Here is a 16,046-nt window from a genome sequence, read left to right on the forward strand (position 1 = left end):
GTTTGCCGCAAAAAATCTTGCGGTCTCCAGCGATGCCTGTCAATCTTCCTCCGTGACTGACAAAACTGCAAGAATTGCCGTCGTCATGCCCCGTCTGAGCCGCTACGGCGGCGCCGAGAGCTTTGCCTGGAGGTTTTCCGGGGCTCTTGTCGAAAAAGGGTATGACGTCGATTTCATATGCGCCAGATGTGAGACCGAGCCGCCCGAAGGCGTGCGCCCTGTTGTACTTGGTCGGTTCGGGCCGTTCAAGTGGTTCAAGGTGTTGCATTTTGCCCTGAAGGCCGAAGCCGCGAGGAAACGTGGCGGCTACGACCTGAGTTTTGGGCTGGGCAAGAGCCTTGGCCACGACATCATCCGCGTGGGGGGCGGCCCTCAGCGAAATTTCTGGGACCTCTCCATCAACGCTTGGCCTGCCGGACCTCAGCGTTTCATGAAGAGCCTGCGTCGAAGGATTTCGCCTGCCAACCGCATTATCCAGTGGCTCGAACGCAAGCGGCTGGAAAGCGACCCGCTCATCATCTGCGTTTCCGATCTCGTGAAGGGCTGGATGTGTCGGTCCTTTCCGCAGCTTGACCCCGAACGCATCAAGGTCATCTACAACAAGCCCGATCTTGGGCGGTTCAGCCCTGTGGCGGAAGACGAGAGGGCGGAACTCCGTCGTGAAGCCGGTATTGCTCCGGATGAGATGGTCATCTCCACGGCGGGAACCAATTTCGCGCTCAAGGGAGTGCGCACCTTGGTGCGCGTGATGCCGTTGCTTCCCGGTAATTTCAGGCTCAAGGTGGCTGGCGGGCGCAATCCCGAGAAGTATGTGAAGCTCGCGGAAGAGCTTGGCGTGGCGGACAGGGTGGAGTTCCTCGGCAAGGTGGAGGACATGCCTGCGCTGTACCGTGTTTCGGATATCTTTGTCCTTCCGACCTTCTACGACGCGTGCTCCAACGCCGTGGTCGAAGCGCTCGCCTGTGGCTGCCGCGTCATCTCTTCGAGCAGCAACGGGAGTTCGGTCTTTCTGCCCGGAGACATGGTTATGGAAGACCCGGGAGACGAGCATGGCTTGGCCGAGATGGTTTTGAAGGCCGCCGCTGAACCGAGGACGGACGGTTTTCGGTGGCCCGACGATGTCGAGTGCGGCATGGAGCCATACATGGACATCGTTGAGGAGATGATCAGGAAAAAGCCACGTCAGACATGAAGATACTGTTTCTCACCCCGGCGGATGAAAGACTTCCGGCCGTCCGGTTCCGGGCGCGTCCGTTTGCCGAGCGCGGCTCGGCCAGAGGTCATGACGTACATCGGATGGGCCTCTCCTTCAGCGCGGCGCTGCGAATGCCGAGGATGGCGACAATGCCTGAGGCGGACATCTGCGTTGTTCAGCAGCACCTGCTCTCGCCTTGGGAGCTTCGGCTGATAAAGCGTCGTTGCGGTGCCCTGGTCTTCGATTTTGATGAAGCCGTGTGGACGCTGCCGGGGGACGGTTCCGGCCGACACGCTGGAAAAGCGGCCACCCTCGGCCGTCGCTTTGCGGCGCAGGCCGGAGCGGCCGACCTCTGCGTGGCGGGCAATGACAGGCTCGCGGCAGGGGCCTCGGAGTATTCCGCAAACGTGCGGCTTGTCTCCACCGGACTGGACACCTCGGTTTTTGCTCTCGGCTCCCGTAGCGCAGAGTCCGACTGTTTTCAGGTGGGCTGGATGGGAAGTCGCGTCAACATGGCGCTTTTCGAGGGCTGTATGGAGCACCTCCATCGCCATGCGGGCATACTCCAGTTCTCCGTGGTCTCGGATGCGCAGTATCACGGTTGCGGCGAGGATTACGTCTTCTGGTCCAAATGGTCGCCGCGTCAGGAAGTGCGGCAGCTTCAGTCAATGGACGTGGGGCTTGTGCCGCTGGAAAGCGACGAGTTTTCCCTGAGCCGCTGCGGTTCCAGAATCTTGCGTTACATGGCCTGCGGCGCCGTGCCCGTGGCTTCCGCCCACGGCGTCAACACGGAGATCGTCGAGCACGGCGTCAACGGTTTTCTCGTGTCCGATCCCGAAGAGTGGAGCGAGTCCGTCATGCGACTGGCCGCCGACAGGGAACTCCACGGAGCCATGCGTCAGGCGGCTCGTGAGACGGTAACATCGCGTTTTGATCACGGCGTGGTGGGGCAGCAGTTCTGGGAAGCGCTTGAAAGCCTGACCCCCTGACGCGAAAACGCCGGGAATCCCCCGGCGTCATCGCAGTCTCTCTAGGCGTCAGCCGTAAGGGCCTTGAAGTAGTCGATGGTCTTTTTCAGACCGTCGCGCAGCGGTACGGTGGGTTCCCAGCCGATGGCGCTTTGGGCGAGAGAAATGTCCGGTTTGCGCTGCATGGGGTCGTTTTCCGGAAGGGGATGGTGGATAATCTCAGACTTGGAGCCGGTCAGTTCCAAGATCGTCTCCGCCAGCTCCATGATGGTGAACTCGCCGGGGTTGCCGAGGTTCATGGGACCGGTGAAGTCGGCGGGCGTGTCGTTCATCAGCCGGAGCATGCCTTCCACCAGATCATCAACATAGCAGAAGCTGCGCGTCTGGCGGCCTTTCCCGTAGATGGTGATGGGCTCGCCACGAAGGGCCTGCAGTATGAAGTTGGACACCACGCGGCCGTCGTCCAGCGCCATGCGCGGGCCGTAGGTGTTGAAAATCCTCGCGACCTTGATTTCCAGCCCGTGCTGACGGTGGTAATCGAAGAAAAGCGTCTCGGCGCAGCGTTTGCCTTCATCGTAGCACGAGCGCGGACCGATGGGGTTGACGTTGCCCCAGTATTCCTCGCGCTGCGGATGCATCTCCGGGTCGCCGTAGACTTCGGAGGTGGACGCCTGAAGAATCTTGGCCTTGATCCGCTTGGCAAGTCCCAGCATGTTGATGGCGCCGTGGACCGAGGTCTTGGTGGTCTGCACCGGATCGAACTGATAGTGGACCGGCGATGCGGGACAGGCGAGGTTGTATATCTCGTCCACCTCGACGTAGAGCGGAAAGGTCACGTCGTGGCGCAGAATCTCGAAGTGAGGGGAGTCCAGAAGGTGCAGGATGTTTTGCTTTCGCCCGGTGAAGTAGTTGTCCACGCAGAGCACTTCGTTACCCTGTTCAAGCAGACGTTCGCACAGGTGCGATCCAAGGAATCCGGCGCCGCCGGTGACGAGAACGGTTTTTTCTTTCATCACTAGCATGTAACCTGACCATCCGCGAGCCGTCAACTGCCGGGAAGAACTGTTGAAATGTGGAGCTAGGCCTTGCGCTCGTGGTTTCCCCGGAGTAATGTCCGATTGGCGGGACGCGTTAGCCAGCATTACCTTTCGGGAGTTGTTGCAGATGAAAATTGAGATATTGGAAGGTCTTGAAGGGGCCAGAGCCGCTCAGGGGCTGACGGTGGTCATCGATGTGTTCCGTGCGTTTTCCGTGGCCTGCATGGTTGTGGATAACGGTGCCGGCGAGTACCTCGCCGCAGGGTCGGAAGATACCGCCCGGCGTCTGGCCGGAGAAAAGGAGGCCCTGCTCATCGGCGAACGCGATGCCGTGATGCTTCCCGGATTCGACTTCGGCAACTCTCCTGCCGAAATAGAGAATACGGACTTCGGGGGGCGCGGAATCGTACACACCACCAGCGCGGGAACGCAGGGGCTTCTGGCAGCCTCGGGCGCTGCCGAGATCATCACCGGCTCTTTTGTCAACGCCGGGGCCGTGGCCCGTTACATCGAAGCCTCCGGGCACGAGCAGGCCACCCTTGTGGCCCTGGGAACCGCCGGGCGGGAGCGCAGTATGGAAGACACCATGTGCGCCATGTACATCAAGAACGAGGTGGAAGGATATCCCAACAGCTTCGACGCGCTGAAAAAATACCTCTCCACCATTCCTGCCGCGGCCAAATTCTTTGATCCCGAGATGACGCACGCCCCTGAAAGGGATTTCGAACTCTGCACCGCTCTGGACAGCTATGAATTCGTCTTGCGCGCCGAACCCGAAGAGGATGACGCCGTGCGGCTGTCGCGCGTGGACGCAGCGGAGGTGGGGGATGCCTGATGGTATCATGAAAGTGCTGGTGGTCGATGACTCCGAAACCAACCGCGTCCTGCTCGATCACCTGCTGGCGATGGAGGAGTGCAAGGTCGTGCAGGCAGCTGACGGCATTGAGGCAATCGAGCTGGTCAAGAAGAACGACTTTGCTCTCATCCTGCTCGACATACAGATGCCGCAGATGGACGGGTACGAGACCGCGCTGGCAATCAAGGAGATAGACCGCGCCCGCCATGTTCCCATCATTTTCATAACCGCCATTTTTCAGGATCAGGAGAACGTCAATCAGGGATACGCCTCCGGCGCCGTCGACTACCTGTTCCGGCCTGTGGACGTGCAGGCGCTCAAGAGCAAGGTGAACATCTTCCTCGAACTGCACCGGCAGAAGAAGCTGCTGGAAAAGGAAATCGAGGAGCACCGGCGCACCGAGGAGAAGCTGCGTCGCGCAGAAGAGAAGTACCGTTCCATCTTCGAACGCGCCGTGGAGGGCATCTTCCGCTCCACGGTGGAGGGACGCTTTCTCGAAGCGAACCCTGCGCTGATCAAGCTGCTGGGCTACGAGTCGCTCGAGGAACTGCTCAGTGTTGAGGATCGCGCAGCCAGCATCATGGTGGATCGGCAGCAGCGCAGGCTCTATCTGGAGAACATCCGGCGCGACGGCGTGGTCACGAACTACGAATTTCAGGCCATGCGCCGCAACGGTGAAATAATCTGGTGTTCCGAGAGCTCACGCCTGGTGCGGGATGAAGACGGCACCGAGACCATCGTCGGCGTTGTCGAAGATGTGACCGCAAGGAAAAAGGAAGAGAAGGCCCTGCAGGTTCTGGCCACGATGGACAGTCTCACCCGCATCCCGAACCGGCATGTGTTTTTCGACAGGCTGGAACACGCCATAAGCTCGGCAAAGCGCTACAATACGCGCCTTGCGGTGCTGTTTGTGGACCTTGACGACTTCAAGAGCATCAACGACAGCAACGGTCACCAGACCGGCGATGTGGTCCTGCGGCTCGTGGCGGAGCGCATTCAGAAGCGTATTCGCGCCGCGGACACGCTGGCCCGCATCGGCGGCGACGAGTTCGGCATCCTGCTGGAGCGTCTTGAGGATCCGGCCCATGCCGGTGACGTTGCCGCCGGGCTTATCGAGATAGTCTCGCGTCCCTACGTCATTGCGGGCAGAGAGTATCGCGTCGGTGCCACTGTCGGGATCAGCGTCTATCCCGATGACGGAGATGACCCCGCGACCCTTCTGGGCAAGGCCGATGAAGCCATGTACGGCTGCAAACGCCGAGGGGAATGTCCGTATGGCTTCTACGGGGATATCTGACTCCTTTCCGACCGGCCTTAGGCTCCCTCCCCGGCCGACAAGGCTGACGCGGCTTCGTGACGGAACCGCTCTGCCTATGCGTTGCGGCCGATCTTGTGTTATGCTCCCCGAATGAGAAGACAACTTGAGCGTGCGCTGTTAAAGCGCATGGAAGCGTTGATGACCGGAGAGTCTGTACATGAGTGAGTCCCAATCCAGACGGGTGAGCATTTCGCGCGAGGTCGCCATTCCGGACCACCTCAAGGTGGAGCGGTACAGGCGCGCGCCCGAGGTGGGCCCGAGGATACTGTTCTTCAGTGGCGGGACCGCGTTGCGCGATGCATCGCGCGAACTCATACGCTATACCCACAACTCAGTTCACATCATTACGCCTTTCGACTCTGGTGGCAGTTCTGCCGTGTTGCGAGAGGCCTTCGGGATGCCTGCGGTCGGGGATATCCGCAATCGCCTCATGGCGCTCTCGGATCAGACCGTGCACGGCAATCCAGAAATCTACCGTCTTTTCACTTACAGGCTGTCCGCTGAAGAGGACAACGCGGACCTCGAGGCCGAACTGGACGATATGGCTTCCGGGCGACACCGGTACGTGCGCACCATCCCGGACCCGATGCGCAAGATCATCCTGAATCATTTTAAGGATTTCATGGAAAGTATCCCCGAGGACTTCGACCTTCGGGGAGCAAGCGTCGGGAACCTCATACTGGCTGCCGGGTACCTTGCGAACCGGCGACAAATGGATCCGGTGGTGTATCTTTTTTCCAGACTCGTACAGGTCTGCGGGACCGTGACTCCCGTTGTAAACCGGGACCTGCACCTTGCGGCGCGACTTCGCGGCGGCAGGGTGGTCGTGGGACAGCATCTGCTTACCGGCAAGGAGACTGGGCCGCTGGAGGAGCCTGTGGAGTCTCTTTGGCTCACGGAGTCCCTGAACAGCGAAGGGCTTACCGAAGCCGTCGCGGACAAGAGTGTGCTGGATGCTTTGTCCGAAGCCGAACTGATATGTTATCCAGTCGGCAGTTTTTATACGAGCGTTGTGGCGAACCTGTTGCCGCGCGGCGTTGGAAGGGCCATTGCGGCCAATCCGTGTCCCAAGGTCTTTGTGCCCAACACGGGACACGATCCGGAAGCCCTCGGCATGAGCGTGGCGGATCAGGTGAAGAACCTTGGCGAATATGTCCGCGCCGACGGAGTAAACGGACAGGCCATACCGGACCTGGTGATCGTGGATACCCGTCGCGGGGATTACAGGACCCCTTTTGACGCAACAGAGGTGGAGAAGCTCGGGGCGAAGGTCGTGGACTGTGAGCTGGTGAGTGACGAAAGCGCACCGCTCATAGACGGACGCCGTCTTTGTGAAGTGCTCCTCTCCCTCACCTGACACCCCCCCGAAAGACAGAAGGAGGGCCCTTTATGGAAAAGAACAAGGTAAAGTTCAAACAGGTTATCTCTCGGGATGAGGCCGTGACCTATCTGGAAGACATGCTGGACAGCCTCAAGTCCGGCAGTCTCGTTGTTCAGCGGGATGACGACCAACTGGTTCTGAAGCCTTCGGAGCGCTTGGAGGTCGAGGTTGAGGCCAAGGTGAAGAAGCACAAGCGCAAATTCTCGCTGGAGCTGTCATGGTCCGAGGATCAGGGGGCAGACCTTTCCATCACTTCCGAAGAAAAGGCGGGAGAGGATGAGCGCGCCTCTGAAAAAGTCCCGGCCGAGGTCCCCGGAGACGGTGAGGTCAGGCCCACCGATGAGACGCCCCCCGCGATAAAACAGGAGGCCAAGGCGCCTGCCAAGAGCAGGAAGACCCCGCCTGCCAAGACCTCCCCTGCATCGCGAGGCACCGGAAAGGGCTGATAGTCACGGAAGTTGACACTTGTTCAAACAGAAACAGGGCTCCGATCCGTGGATCGGAGCCCTGTTTCGTGTGGGCTTGGGTTTTACGGTGTTGACCTGTTGCACTGTTTGTCGGTCGGCACATCGTTTCGGTGTTTTTGGGGTCGCAGGAGCAGACCGGCTATAACGGCGGTGGCCGGGGCGACCAGGAGCAGGCCGATGCTGCCGATGAGTACCCGAAAGATTTCAGCAGCCACCAGTTTCATGTTCACTATGCGCGAGGCACTGGTTCCCTGTGACACGAAGACCATCAACATGGTGAGGTAGCCGCCGGAGTAGGCCAGAAGCAGGGTGGTGGCCATGGTGCCTATAACCTGCCTGCCGATGGTGAAGCCGGAGCCGATGAGTTCTGCCGTGCCGATCTCGGGCTTTTTGCACTTGATCTCGTTCATGGAGGCGCTGATGTCCACGGCAATATCCATGGCGGCGCCGGAAGCGCCAAGCAGTACGGCGGCGTAAAAGATGTGCAGGAAGTTCAGGTGGTACGCTCCCTGTACAAGCAGGGTGGTGGAGAACGGAGTGGTCATGCCTGCAAGGTTCAGCTTGTCACCGAAGAACAGCGTCAGCCCCAGCGTTGCGCCCAAGCCACAGACAGTTCCGAGGAACGCGGCCGCGCCGTGTCTCGTGAAACCGGTCACCGTGAAGATGATTACAAGCGAGAGCAGCACGAGCATCGCAAGGCTCAATGGCAGTGCGGGAAGGCCGTCCAATAGATTCGGGATGTAGAAATACCAGAGCGCACCAAGGGCGGCGACGAAAGAGCAAAGCGCTTTGATGCCGATGAACCTCGCATAAAGGACAAGGGCGACGGCGAAAACCGCGAACAATGTCAGTTCCCAGTTCTGCCGGTAGGTGTTGATGGTTCGGGCTCCGGTTATGCGCTCCCCTTGAACCTGTACGGCCAGCAGGATGCGGTCTCCGGCTCGGTATATCTCGTCCATGTCCAACTGGCCGTTGAGGTGGTTGGAGGCGGTGACCCGGGTCCCTTTCCACTGGCCTTCGTCAATGAGCACGTCCGCCCTTTGGAGGCCGAGGGTGCCGGCGCCTGATCGGACGATGCCATCGTTGTCCACGGAAACGACAACGCCGCTCAACTCGTGAACGTTTTCTGGCGCACTGGTCGAGTCGGGGTGTGACGCAAGGCTGGCACACGGTGCAAGAATGGTCATGGCGAGCGTCAGCAGGAGCGTTCGCAGGTTCGGCATTTCCTCTCCGAATAAAGAGGGGGACGGCCTGAGGCCGTTCCCCGGACTGTGCTAGTTGACGGTGGTCCCGTAAGGAATCTTCGAATACTTGGCGTTGGGCGGCAGGGTCTTTCCGAGCAGGGCTCTGGAACGGGTGCGGTCCATGCCGGACAGTTCCACGCCTATGGCCCGGGCCATGATCCGAGGCAGGTCGGTGTTGTCCTTGAAACCCGTGAACCGCTGTGCTTCGGCGCCGACGGCGGACAGGGCGATGACCGACGCGGTGTGGACGTAGGAGGTCCAGCTGATGCGGGCGCGTTCGGAAATCAGATGCGCAACCGCGATCATGGTCGGCGTGTAGGAGTAGCCGTAAGTGGTGCGCTTGTCGGAAGCCAGCTTCTGGTTGTTGTCTTCCACGCTCATGGCGTTTTGAAGAATGCCCTGTTCGCGCGGGTTCAGGTCGGTCAGACCGTAATTTTCGGCCACGAAGGCGAGGTAGGCCTTGTGCCGTTCGTCCACGTTGTCGTGTTTTTCAACCAACTCCGGGTACTTGCTCCAGAGTACGTCTTCAACGGACGCCTTGACCTTGAGCAGTTCGTCCAGCTTCAGGAAGTAGCCCTTGGAATCAAGGCTTATGCCCATGGCCATCCCGCCGGTTTCGTGGTCGGCGGCGATGACGATGAGCGTTTCCTCGGGATGCGCTTCGTAGAACTCGTATGCCTTGGCAATGGCGTTATCCAGCGCCAGCGTGTCGTAAATGGTGCCGACGGGGTCGTTACAGTGAGCCGCGTGGTCGATGCGTCCGCCCTCGACCATCATGAAAAACGGCTTTTCCTGAGCCTGAAGCACCTCAATGCCCTTGGAGGTCAGCTCCGCGAGCGAGGGCATGGCGTTTTTGTTCGATGCGGCGTTGCGGCGGTCGATCTCCATTCCCAGATGGCTGTATGCCAACGGGGCCATGACCTTGTCGCCCTTGTTCGGGGAGAAGCCGCGGAATGCGTCACGAGCGCTTTCTCCCACGAAGGTCGTGTATCCGTTGCTCTTGAATTCGGCGATCAGGTCACGATCATCTTTGCGTTTGGACTTGAGCCCGTCGGCGTTGTCCTTGCCGACGAAGTGGCGATACCCGCCCCCGGCGAGGTATTCGAAGCCGCATCCTGCCTGGTCTTCAGCGATACCGTTTTCGTTGCCGCGATCCATGTCATGGGCCGAGAATGCGGCCGGGGTGGCGTGCGTGATGCGCGTGGTAGTCGCAAGTCCCACGGCGTAACCTGCGTCGTGGGCGGCTTCCGCGATGGTCTTGGTGTCAGTGCCGTCGGGCAGCTTGGAGACAACGCCGTTGGTGGTCTTGAACCCTGCGGCAAGCGCGGTTCCACCTGCGGCCGAATCGGTGATCAACGTGTTGTCGGAGTGGGTGGTGACCACTGCGGACACCGGAAGCCGGTTCATGATCAGCTCCGCTTCGGGGTCGTTGACCTCGAGTTTGTGGAAGTATTCTGCGCACTGGCGTTGGGCCGGCCCCATTCCGTCGCCGATGAAGTAGAAAATGTACTTCGGTGTGGCGGCAAGAGCGATGCTGGACATCAGCACCATGATGGCCGAAAGAAGAATCGAGCCAACCAATGTTTTCCGTTTCAGACAAATCTTCATGCAATCTCCTCGATTTATATTAACAGGCATGGAGCCTCAGTCGCGATTTGCGCATGACTGTCCGGAAGGGCGGGAACAGTTTTGTTACATTTCTGTTACAGCCTTGTAGGGGGTGTATAAAGAAAAGGTCAAGTTTTTTATCAAAAAATGACTATCTTGGATTTTCTGAGGATAGAATTGCCGATTCAAGAGCGCTCCCGCTTCCGAGTTGGCGATGATTCATGTCAGAATGATTGTTTTGAGCATGACGCGTTGTTGCCGCGGGAGTGTGTTCAGCGGAGAACTGTGCCCATTGTGATGAGCGGACTATTGCGCTCCGTAAAGGCTCGGCGTTCAGGAGAAGAGGGGGATGCGGTGATATCCGGCTATGCGGAAATAAAGCAAAAAGAAAAGGTTGCGGCCTGAGCCGCAACCTTTGTTCTTTTTATGGTGCCGAAGAGAAGACTCGAACTTCCACGGGATTGCTCCCACATGAACCTGAATCATGCGTGTCTACCAATTCCACCACTTCGGCAGGCGAGAGAAGTGTTTATCTGTTCACCGTCTCTTATGCAAGCATTTTTTTATCCGTAAAGGATTTTCGGCCCTGCATCCGCGATGGTGGCGCAACCGGTGAGCACCATGGCCTGCATGAGCTGGGCCTTGAGAGCCTCGGCGAAGGTTTCCACCCCTTCCTGAAGGCCGCCAAGGGCTGCCACGGAGAAGGGCCGGCCGACCATGACGCCGTCTGCGCCGAGGGCGATCAGTTTGAGGACGTCCACCCCGTCGCGCACGCCGCCGTCGGCGAGTACGGTCACGCGTCCCTTGACCTGTGCGGCGATGTCGGGGAGCACCTCGGCGGTGCCGGGACAGTGGTCCAGCACCCGACCGCCGTGGTTGGAGATGACGATGGCGTCTGCGCCGAGGTCCGCGGCCTGAAGCGCCTCGTCAGGAGTCATCACGCCCTTGAGGATGAATTTGAGGCCCCAGTCGTGCACGGTGTCCACGATGGTGTGGATTTCGTCGGCGGTCTTGGGGGAGACCGGACGGCCCATCTTGCGAAGTGTGATCAGCCCGGCGGCGTCGATGTCCATGCCGATGGCCGGACAGCCCGTGACGTGGGCCTTTTCGAGTTTTTCGTGCAGCTCGCCGCCGTCCCACGGTTTGACAAACGGGATGCCGTGCCCGCCATTGGCGCGAATGGACTCGTTACCGCATTCGTGGATGAACGGAGGGACGCCGTCGCCGGTGCAGCCGATGATGCCCTTGCTGCGGCAGCCGCCCACGATGGCGTCGGTGTATTCGTTTTCCTCGACTTCACCGCCCATGTTGAAAGACACGCCGCCGATGGGCGCGGCCATGACGGGCATGTCGAGGTTCAGTCCCAGCAGGGATGTGCCGGTGTCGGGTTCGACTGCGTCGTGAATCAGGCGCATGTTCAGGCGGACCTGCCTCAGGGCCGTCACGTTGTTCATGAACGACGAGCCGGTGCCGAGGCCGCCCATTCCGGGGACTTCGCCCGCGCAGGCCTTTCCGTCGCACACCTTGCAGACGCGGCAGTATCCTTTCATCAGTTCACGTGCCTTGTCGCGAATTTCCTTCATGGCTGTCTCCTTGTTTTAGAAAAGACTCCAGAGCATCTTGCTGCCCACGAGAAAGAGCAGCAGAGCGAAAATCTTCTTGAGTTTGTCAACCGGCAGACTGTGCGCCAGCTTTGCTCCGAGCGGAGCGGTGAAAATGCTCATGCTGACGATGCCGAGCAGGGCGGGGAGATAAATGTATCCCGCCGAAAACTCCGGAAGGTCCGGGTTCCCGAGACCGCGGACAAGGAAGCCCGCCGACCCGGCAATGGCGATAGGCAGTCCGATCGCCGCCGCGGTTCCGATGGCCTGATGAATTTTGACGTTGCACCAGGTGAGGAATGGAACCGAGAGCGTCCCGCCGCCGATGCCCACCAGCGCGGAAAAGATTCCTATACCGTTGCCCGCGCCGAACATCCCGACCGTGCCGGGGATGGTTCTTCCGGGCTTGGGCTTCTTGCCCGTGAGCATCTGGAAGGACACATAGTACAGGAAAATACCGAAAAAGCCCTTGAGAAATTCCGTGGGCAGAGAGGTCGCGATGACCGAGCCCAGAAAGGTGCCGGTCAGGATTCCGGGCGTGATGGTCTTGAAGACGTTCCAGAGCACTGCGCCGCGACGGTTGTGCGCCATGAAGCTGGAGATGGATGTGAAAATGATGGTGGCGAGCGAGGTGCCAAGCGCCAGATGCATCATGACGTCGTGCGGCACGCCCTGCGCCGTGAAGCAGAAGTAGAGGATGGGGACGATTACGAGACCTCCGCCGATTCCGAGCAGTCCGGCGAGCACTCCGGCCAGCGCGCCCATGAGCATGTAGGTGATGAAGACGGTGAGCATTTCGGGTCTCCGGTTATTTCATGACGGTCTGTTCAATTCTGGAAAGATGGTTTTCCATTGCCTTGCGAGCGGCATCCGAGTCGCCCTGCTCCAGTGCCTCGATGATGGCGTGGTGACCCTGCACCGACGCAAGGCCACGCTCCCGATCCCGAAGCGGCGCGCTTCTGGTGTCGCACAGCAGCTCGTGGACGGCGTCCAATACTTCCAGCACGGCGCGGTTGCCTACGGCTTCCGCAAGGATGCGGTGGAACTGGTCGTCGATGCCGGACTCGTCTTCTTCCGCGAGTACGGCCCGATGCTGATCGCAGACCAGAGCCTTGAGCTTTTGCAGGTCGTCGAGCCCGATGCGTCTCGCGGCGAGTCCGGCAATCTGGGGCTCCAGCATGTGGCGCAGTTCGAATATCTCGGCAATGCGCTGCTTGTGGCGGCTCACCGCCTTGCCGATGTGCTCGGAGGCTTTGGAGGTGTCCGGGCCCTCGAAGTAGGTCCCGTCGCCGCGCCGGCTTCGGATGATGCCCGATTCGGTCAGCGAACGCAGCGCCTCCCGGATGCAGTTGCGGGATACCCTGAAGCGTTCCGCCAGAGCGCGCTCTGGAGGCAGCTTGTCTCCGGGCGCGAACTCCTTGTCGCGGATGAGTTCGAGTATCCGTTCGGCGATGAGTTCATATTGAGGAAAGTTCGGCATATTGGTCCAACCAATTTAGAGTTTGGCCGTACCAATACTGCAGGACGAAACGGGTCGCAACCCCTTTTTTCATGGGCCATGGTTGCGTAGAGTGGAAAAAAAGGTGATATAGCGCAGGATACTTGCCATGGGAGGATGTCATGCATGAAACCAGTCTGGGCGGCACGCTCAGGGATTACCTGACGGGCGAAGAGATCGAGGAGACCACCTACGAGGAATTTCGTCAGGCGCTCGCCAAACTTTTGGTGGAGGAGAAGGGGTACCCAAAGGACCGGCTCAAGGCCAAGGTCAATCTCGAGTATGTCATAGACGGCGAGAGGTATGACCGGCCCATCGATCTGGTGGTGTACGACGAAGACGACAACCCGATCTTCGTCATTATTTTCTGTTCCGGGGACATCGGCAGCTATGAGCGTGAGACCGTCTGCGCGGCTCGGCTCATCGGCGACCTGCCGGCTCCCAACGCGCTGGTTACGGACACCATGGACGCCTCCCTCATGGACGTGAAGACGGGCGACTGCATTGCAGGGGGCATGCAGGCGGTGCCTTCATGGGATGAACTGAAGAAAATGGCCGCCGGTGCGGAACGCGCCGCGCTGACCGAGGAGCAGCGGGAGCGTCAGACCCGCATATTCCATACATACAACGGATTCCTCTTCGGGAGCTGCTGCAGCGAGTCCTGCCCGGCCCCCAAAAAAAACGGGGACTAGCTCTCGTCTTCGAGGAAGATGCAGTCTCCGGGGCAGCAGGCTGCCGCCTCCGCGATCTCTTCGCGGGTGGCCTCCTGCCTGATGAGGAACGGTCGCTCGGAATCGTCGTCCCACCCGAATATTTCGGGGTTGAGGTCAACGCATCCGTAGCAGCCGTTGCATGCTCCGAGGTCCAGGCCGATGTCGTGTTTCTTGCTGTCGGTCATGTGTCGATAATAAGCGCGCGGGCGACGTTGGCAATGATTCGGATGATAAAATGAGCAGAAACCTTCAGATATACAACTATCTTCAATCCTGCGGCTGGCTGAAAGTGGCCGGGCCGCAAGCCGTGACGTTCCTCGCCGCAGGCGAATACAATGAAAACCATCTCGTGCGGGCGGCGGACGGCGGCCTGTACGTCTTTCGCATCAATCACGGCTCGCAGCTCGGACTTGAAGACCAGATCGGCTACGAGTTCCGGGTGCTTTCTGCGGTGGAGCCCTCGGGCGTGACGCCGAAACCGCTTCAGGTGGACCCGGTTGGGTCGGAGGCGTTCCCACACGGCGTATTGCTCATGGAATACCTGCCGGGTGGCCCGCTGGAATACGAGCGGGACTGGCGGGGAGCCGCAGAGGTCTTTTCGGCGGTGCATGCGGTTCCGGTTCCTGAGGGGCTGGTGGTGCAGGCAGACCCCGTACGGGACATCGCCGCGGAGAGTCTGGAGCTGGTCCACCGCTTCCCGGATCATCCCAGAGCACGCGAACGTGACATGATCCTGCGATACCGCGATACGGTGCTGGAACTGGCCGAGGCTTCGGCTGACCTGTTTGCCTCGGACCCTTTCTGCGTGGTCAACACCGAGGTGAACTCGGGAAACTTCATAGTGGACCGCGAGGGCGAAGGGGCGGGGCAGCGCGTCAAACTCGTGGATTGGGAGAAGGGCGTGATTTCCAGCCGCTTTCAGGATCTCGGCCATTTCCTCGTGCCCACCACGACGCTCTGGAAGACGGACTTTCGTTTTGATGACGAGGGCAAGCGCGCCTTTGTGAGCGCGTACAGGGATTGTGCCGGGCTGGACCTGCCCTTGAACGACTGCCTTCGCGGGGCGGACGTCATGGAACGGACGATCCTGTTGCGCGCCATGAGCTGGTGTTTCATGGCCTGGTACGAATACACCCGCCCGGGAAGACAGCTCAGAAACGAATTCACTTTCGGGCGAATTCAACGCTATCTGGATGAAATGGAATGTTTTTTGGCGTCGAAGAGCTGACAAAGACCTACGAATCCGCTCCGGTGCTGGAGAATGTCAGTTTCAGCATGGAAAAGGGGGAGATGGTTTCGATCATCGGGCCGAGCGGCGCTGGCAAGACCACGCTGCTCAAGCTGATTGCGGAACTGGAGCGGCCCACGTCCGGCAGAGTGGTCTTCCAGAACGAGCCCTCCCGGGACAACCCGGTGATAATGGTCTTTCAGGACTATGTGCTCTTTCCGTCCATGAGCGTCTTCGAGAACGTGGCGTTCGGTCTTCGGGCCAGGCGACTCTCGGGAGGCGAGGTCCGGCGCAGGGTCATGGAGGTCTTGGACTACTTCGACCTCGTGCCCAAGGCCGACGCCTATCCTGAGCATCTCTCCGGCGGACAGCGGCAGCGCGTTGCCATCGCAAGAGGGCTGGTGGTGAATCCCATGATGCTCCTGCTCGACGAGCCCTTCGCCAATCTCGATCGGAACCTCAAGCTCCAGACCGCCGAGTTCATACGTGAAACGCAGCGAAATTTCGGGGTGACCACGTTGAGTGTCACTCATGATCTTGAAGAGGCCTTCGTCATGTCAGACCGTATCGGACTGGTCATGGACGGGCGGCTGGTGCAGTTCGGGGAGGCCCGTGATGTGTATTTCAACCCGGTTCACGAGGAGGCGGCGCGGTTTCTCGGTCCGCTCAACGTGTTGGAAAGCGGAGTGCTGGCGCTGATGGGCTGCAAGGGAGCCCGGCGCAGGGCCGTGCGTCCGGAGTCGCTGCGACTGACACCTCGCGGGGACGGCGCGGGACGCGTGCTTGGCGCGGATTTCGCCGGGCACTTCACGAAATATCTTGTGGAGGTCGGCGATACTGTTATAACCGTCTACGGTACCAATTCCGCCCTGCGTCGCGGAGACAGGGTGGCAATCGAAATAATCGAATGAAATAACGGGGGGAGTTGATGG

17 protein-coding genes and 1 tRNA gene are annotated in these 16,046 nt (G+C 59.8%); 10 read left to right on the forward strand and 8 right to left on the reverse strand.

Features of this window, described 5'->3' with window-relative positions:
• Nucleotides 1–85 precede the first annotated feature (85 nt).
• The gene (locus tag BR24_RS10395; protein WP_496541416.1) at nucleotides 86–1,192 is read left to right on the forward strand and encodes a glycosyltransferase family 4 protein; all 1,107 of its coding nucleotides are present in this window, start codon (nucleotides 86–88) and stop codon (nucleotides 1,190–1,192) included.
• Nucleotides 1,189–2,184 carry a glycosyltransferase gene (locus tag BR24_RS10400; protein ID WP_496541417.1) on the forward strand — a complete coding sequence of 332 codons (996 nt, stop codon included), beginning with the start codon at nucleotides 1,189–1,191 and terminating at the stop codon, nucleotides 2,182–2,184. Before BR24_RS10395 ends, BR24_RS10400 begins: the two co-directional genes overlap by 4 nt.
• A 41-nt stretch (nucleotides 2,185–2,225) precedes the next feature.
• Here the strand turns inward: BR24_RS10400 and BR24_RS10405 are convergent, their stop codons facing one another.
• Complete coding sequence (locus BR24_RS10405) at nucleotides 2,226–3,185, reverse strand: UDP-glucuronic acid decarboxylase family protein (protein WP_496541418.1); 960 nt, start codon at nucleotides 3,183–3,185, stop codon at nucleotides 2,226–2,228.
• A gap of 142 nt (nucleotides 3,186–3,327) precedes the next feature.
• Here BR24_RS10405 and BR24_RS10410 point away from each other — a divergent pair, with 142 nt between their 5' ends.
• The 4 genes from BR24_RS10410 (at nucleotide 3,328) to BR24_RS10425 (ending at nucleotide 7,201) form a co-directional block, all read left to right on the forward strand.
• Nucleotides 3,328–4,035, forward strand: coding sequence for a 2-phosphosulfolactate phosphatase (locus BR24_RS10410; RefSeq protein WP_496541419.1), 708 nt, complete (start codon nucleotides 3,328–3,330; stop codon nucleotides 4,033–4,035).
• A complete protein-coding gene (locus BR24_RS10415) occupies nucleotides 4,028–5,353 on the forward strand; it encodes a diguanylate cyclase domain-containing protein (protein WP_496541420.1) in 1,326 nt (441 codons plus the stop codon). The genes BR24_RS10410 and BR24_RS10415 overlap by 8 nt, the downstream gene beginning before the upstream one ends.
• Before the next feature lie 178 nt (nucleotides 5,354–5,531).
• Nucleotides 5,532–6,731 (forward strand): GAK system CofD-like protein, encoded by a 1,200-nt coding sequence (locus BR24_RS10420; RefSeq protein WP_496541421.1) that lies wholly within the window; start codon nucleotides 5,532–5,534, stop codon nucleotides 6,729–6,731.
• Nucleotides 6,732–6,763: 32 nt separating this feature from the next.
• A complete protein-coding gene (locus BR24_RS10425) occupies nucleotides 6,764–7,201 on the forward strand; it encodes an amphi-Trp domain-containing protein (protein WP_496541422.1) in 438 nt (145 codons plus the stop codon).
• A gap of 83 nt (nucleotides 7,202–7,284) precedes the next feature.
• Here the strand turns inward: BR24_RS10425 and BR24_RS10430 are convergent, their stop codons facing one another.
• On the reverse strand, nucleotides 7,285–8,445 hold the full coding sequence (locus BR24_RS10430) for a YibE/F family protein (protein ID WP_496541423.1): 1,161 nt from the start codon (nucleotides 8,443–8,445) through the stop codon (nucleotides 7,285–7,287).
• Between the two features lie 51 nt (nucleotides 8,446–8,496).
• Complete coding sequence (locus BR24_RS10435; protein ID WP_496541424.1) at nucleotides 8,497–10,074, reverse strand: alkaline phosphatase; 1,578 nt, start codon at nucleotides 10,072–10,074, stop codon at nucleotides 8,497–8,499.
• A gap of 147 nt (nucleotides 10,075–10,221) precedes the next feature.
• Between BR24_RS10435 and BR24_RS10440 the strand changes: the two genes are divergently transcribed.
• Nucleotides 10,222–10,479 (forward strand): hypothetical protein, encoded by a 258-nt coding sequence (locus BR24_RS10440; protein ID WP_496541425.1) that lies wholly within the window; start codon nucleotides 10,222–10,224, stop codon nucleotides 10,477–10,479.
• Nucleotides 10,480–10,501: 22 nt separating this feature from the next.
• Here the strand turns inward: BR24_RS10440 and BR24_RS10445 are convergent.
• From BR24_RS10445 to BR24_RS10460, 4 genes are all read right to left on the reverse strand, one after another.
• Nucleotides 10,502–10,588 (reverse strand) — tRNA-Leu (locus tag BR24_RS10445).
• A gap of 49 nt (nucleotides 10,589–10,637) precedes the next feature.
• The gene (locus BR24_RS10450) at nucleotides 10,638–11,657 is read right to left on the reverse strand and encodes an alpha-hydroxy-acid oxidizing protein (protein ID WP_496541426.1); all 1,020 of its coding nucleotides are present in this window, start codon (nucleotides 11,655–11,657) and stop codon (nucleotides 10,638–10,640) included.
• Nucleotides 11,658–11,672: 15 nt separating this feature from the next.
• A complete protein-coding gene (locus BR24_RS10455; protein ID WP_496541427.1) occupies nucleotides 11,673–12,470 on the reverse strand; it encodes a sulfite exporter TauE/SafE family protein in 798 nt (265 codons plus the stop codon).
• 13 nt (nucleotides 12,471–12,483) lie between these two features.
• On the reverse strand, nucleotides 12,484–13,155 hold the full coding sequence (locus tag BR24_RS10460; protein WP_496541428.1) for a FadR/GntR family transcriptional regulator: 672 nt from the start codon (nucleotides 13,153–13,155) through the stop codon (nucleotides 12,484–12,486).
• 140 nt (nucleotides 13,156–13,295) lie between these two features.
• On the opposite strand from BR24_RS10460, the gene BR24_RS10465 reads away from it, so the two are divergent.
• Complete coding sequence (locus BR24_RS10465; protein ID WP_496541429.1) at nucleotides 13,296–13,865, forward strand: type I restriction enzyme HsdR N-terminal domain-containing protein; 570 nt, start codon at nucleotides 13,296–13,298, stop codon at nucleotides 13,863–13,865.
• Here the strand turns inward: BR24_RS10465 and BR24_RS10470 are convergent.
• Nucleotides 13,862–14,071 (reverse strand): ferredoxin, encoded by a 210-nt coding sequence (locus tag BR24_RS10470; RefSeq protein ID WP_496541430.1) that lies wholly within the window; start codon nucleotides 14,069–14,071, stop codon nucleotides 13,862–13,864. The genes BR24_RS10465 and BR24_RS10470 overlap by 4 nt on opposite strands.
• A gap of 50 nt (nucleotides 14,072–14,121) precedes the next feature.
• On the opposite strand from BR24_RS10470, the gene BR24_RS10475 reads away from it, so the two are divergent.
• Both BR24_RS10475 and BR24_RS10480 read left to right on the forward strand, forming a co-directional pair.
• Nucleotides 14,122–15,114, forward strand: a complete 993-nt coding sequence (locus BR24_RS10475; RefSeq protein ID WP_496541431.1) for a phosphotransferase family protein — start codon at nucleotides 14,122–14,124, stop codon at nucleotides 15,112–15,114.
• On the forward strand, nucleotides 15,090–16,025 hold the full coding sequence (locus tag BR24_RS10480; protein WP_496541432.1) for an ABC transporter ATP-binding protein: 936 nt from the start codon (nucleotides 15,090–15,092) through the stop codon (nucleotides 16,023–16,025). Before BR24_RS10475 ends, BR24_RS10480 begins: the two co-directional genes overlap by 25 nt.
• Nucleotides 16,026–16,046: the final 21 nt, after the last annotated feature.

It is taken from the genome of Pseudodesulfovibrio halophilus DSM 5663 (assembly GCF_059568665.1).

What these genes read in the sequence shown, in the direction of transcription:
- BR24_RS10395 (WP_496541416.1), top strand. Translation starts at nt 86, where the DNA reads ATGCCCCGTCTGAGCCGCTACGGCGGCGCCGAGAGCTTTGCCTGGAGG.
- BR24_RS10400 (WP_496541417.1), top strand. Translation starts at nt 1,189, where the DNA reads ATGAAGATACTGTTTCTCACCCCGGCGGATGAAAGACTTCCGGCCGTC.
- BR24_RS10405 (WP_496541418.1), bottom strand. Translation starts at nt 3,185, where the DNA reads ATGCTAGTGATGAAAGAAAAAACCGTTCTCGTCACCGGCGGCGCCGGA.
- BR24_RS10410 (WP_496541419.1), top strand. Translation starts at nt 3,328, where the DNA reads ATGAAAATTGAGATATTGGAAGGTCTTGAAGGGGCCAGAGCCGCTCAG.
- BR24_RS10415 (WP_496541420.1), top strand. Translation starts at nt 4,028, where the DNA reads ATGCCTGATGGTATCATGAAAGTGCTGGTGGTCGATGACTCCGAAACC.
- BR24_RS10420 (WP_496541421.1), top strand. Translation starts at nt 5,532, where the DNA reads ATGAGTGAGTCCCAATCCAGACGGGTGAGCATTTCGCGCGAGGTCGCC.
- BR24_RS10425 (WP_496541422.1), top strand. Translation starts at nt 6,764, where the DNA reads ATGGAAAAGAACAAGGTAAAGTTCAAACAGGTTATCTCTCGGGATGAG.
- BR24_RS10430 (WP_496541423.1), bottom strand. Translation starts at nt 8,445, where the DNA reads ATGCCGAACCTGCGAACGCTCCTGCTGACGCTCGCCATGACCATTCTT.
- BR24_RS10435 (WP_496541424.1), bottom strand. Translation starts at nt 10,074, where the DNA reads ATGAAGATTTGTCTGAAACGGAAAACATTGGTTGGCTCGATTCTTCTT.
- BR24_RS10440 (WP_496541425.1), top strand. Translation starts at nt 10,222, where the DNA reads ATGACTATCTTGGATTTTCTGAGGATAGAATTGCCGATTCAAGAGCGC.
- BR24_RS10450 (WP_496541426.1), bottom strand. Translation starts at nt 11,657, where the DNA reads ATGAAGGAAATTCGCGACAAGGCACGTGAACTGATGAAAGGATACTGC.
- BR24_RS10455 (WP_496541427.1), bottom strand. Translation starts at nt 12,470, where the DNA reads ATGCTCACCGTCTTCATCACCTACATGCTCATGGGCGCGCTGGCCGGA.
- BR24_RS10460 (WP_496541428.1), bottom strand. Translation starts at nt 13,155, where the DNA reads ATGCCGAACTTTCCTCAATATGAACTCATCGCCGAACGGATACTCGAA.
- BR24_RS10465 (WP_496541429.1), top strand. Translation starts at nt 13,296, where the DNA reads ATGCATGAAACCAGTCTGGGCGGCACGCTCAGGGATTACCTGACGGGC.
- BR24_RS10470 (WP_496541430.1), bottom strand. Translation starts at nt 14,071, where the DNA reads ATGACCGACAGCAAGAAACACGACATCGGCCTGGACCTCGGAGCATGC.
- BR24_RS10475 (WP_496541431.1), top strand. Translation starts at nt 14,122, where the DNA reads ATGAGCAGAAACCTTCAGATATACAACTATCTTCAATCCTGCGGCTGG.
- BR24_RS10480 (WP_496541432.1), top strand. Translation starts at nt 15,090, where the DNA reads ATGTTTTTTGGCGTCGAAGAGCTGACAAAGACCTACGAATCCGCTCCG.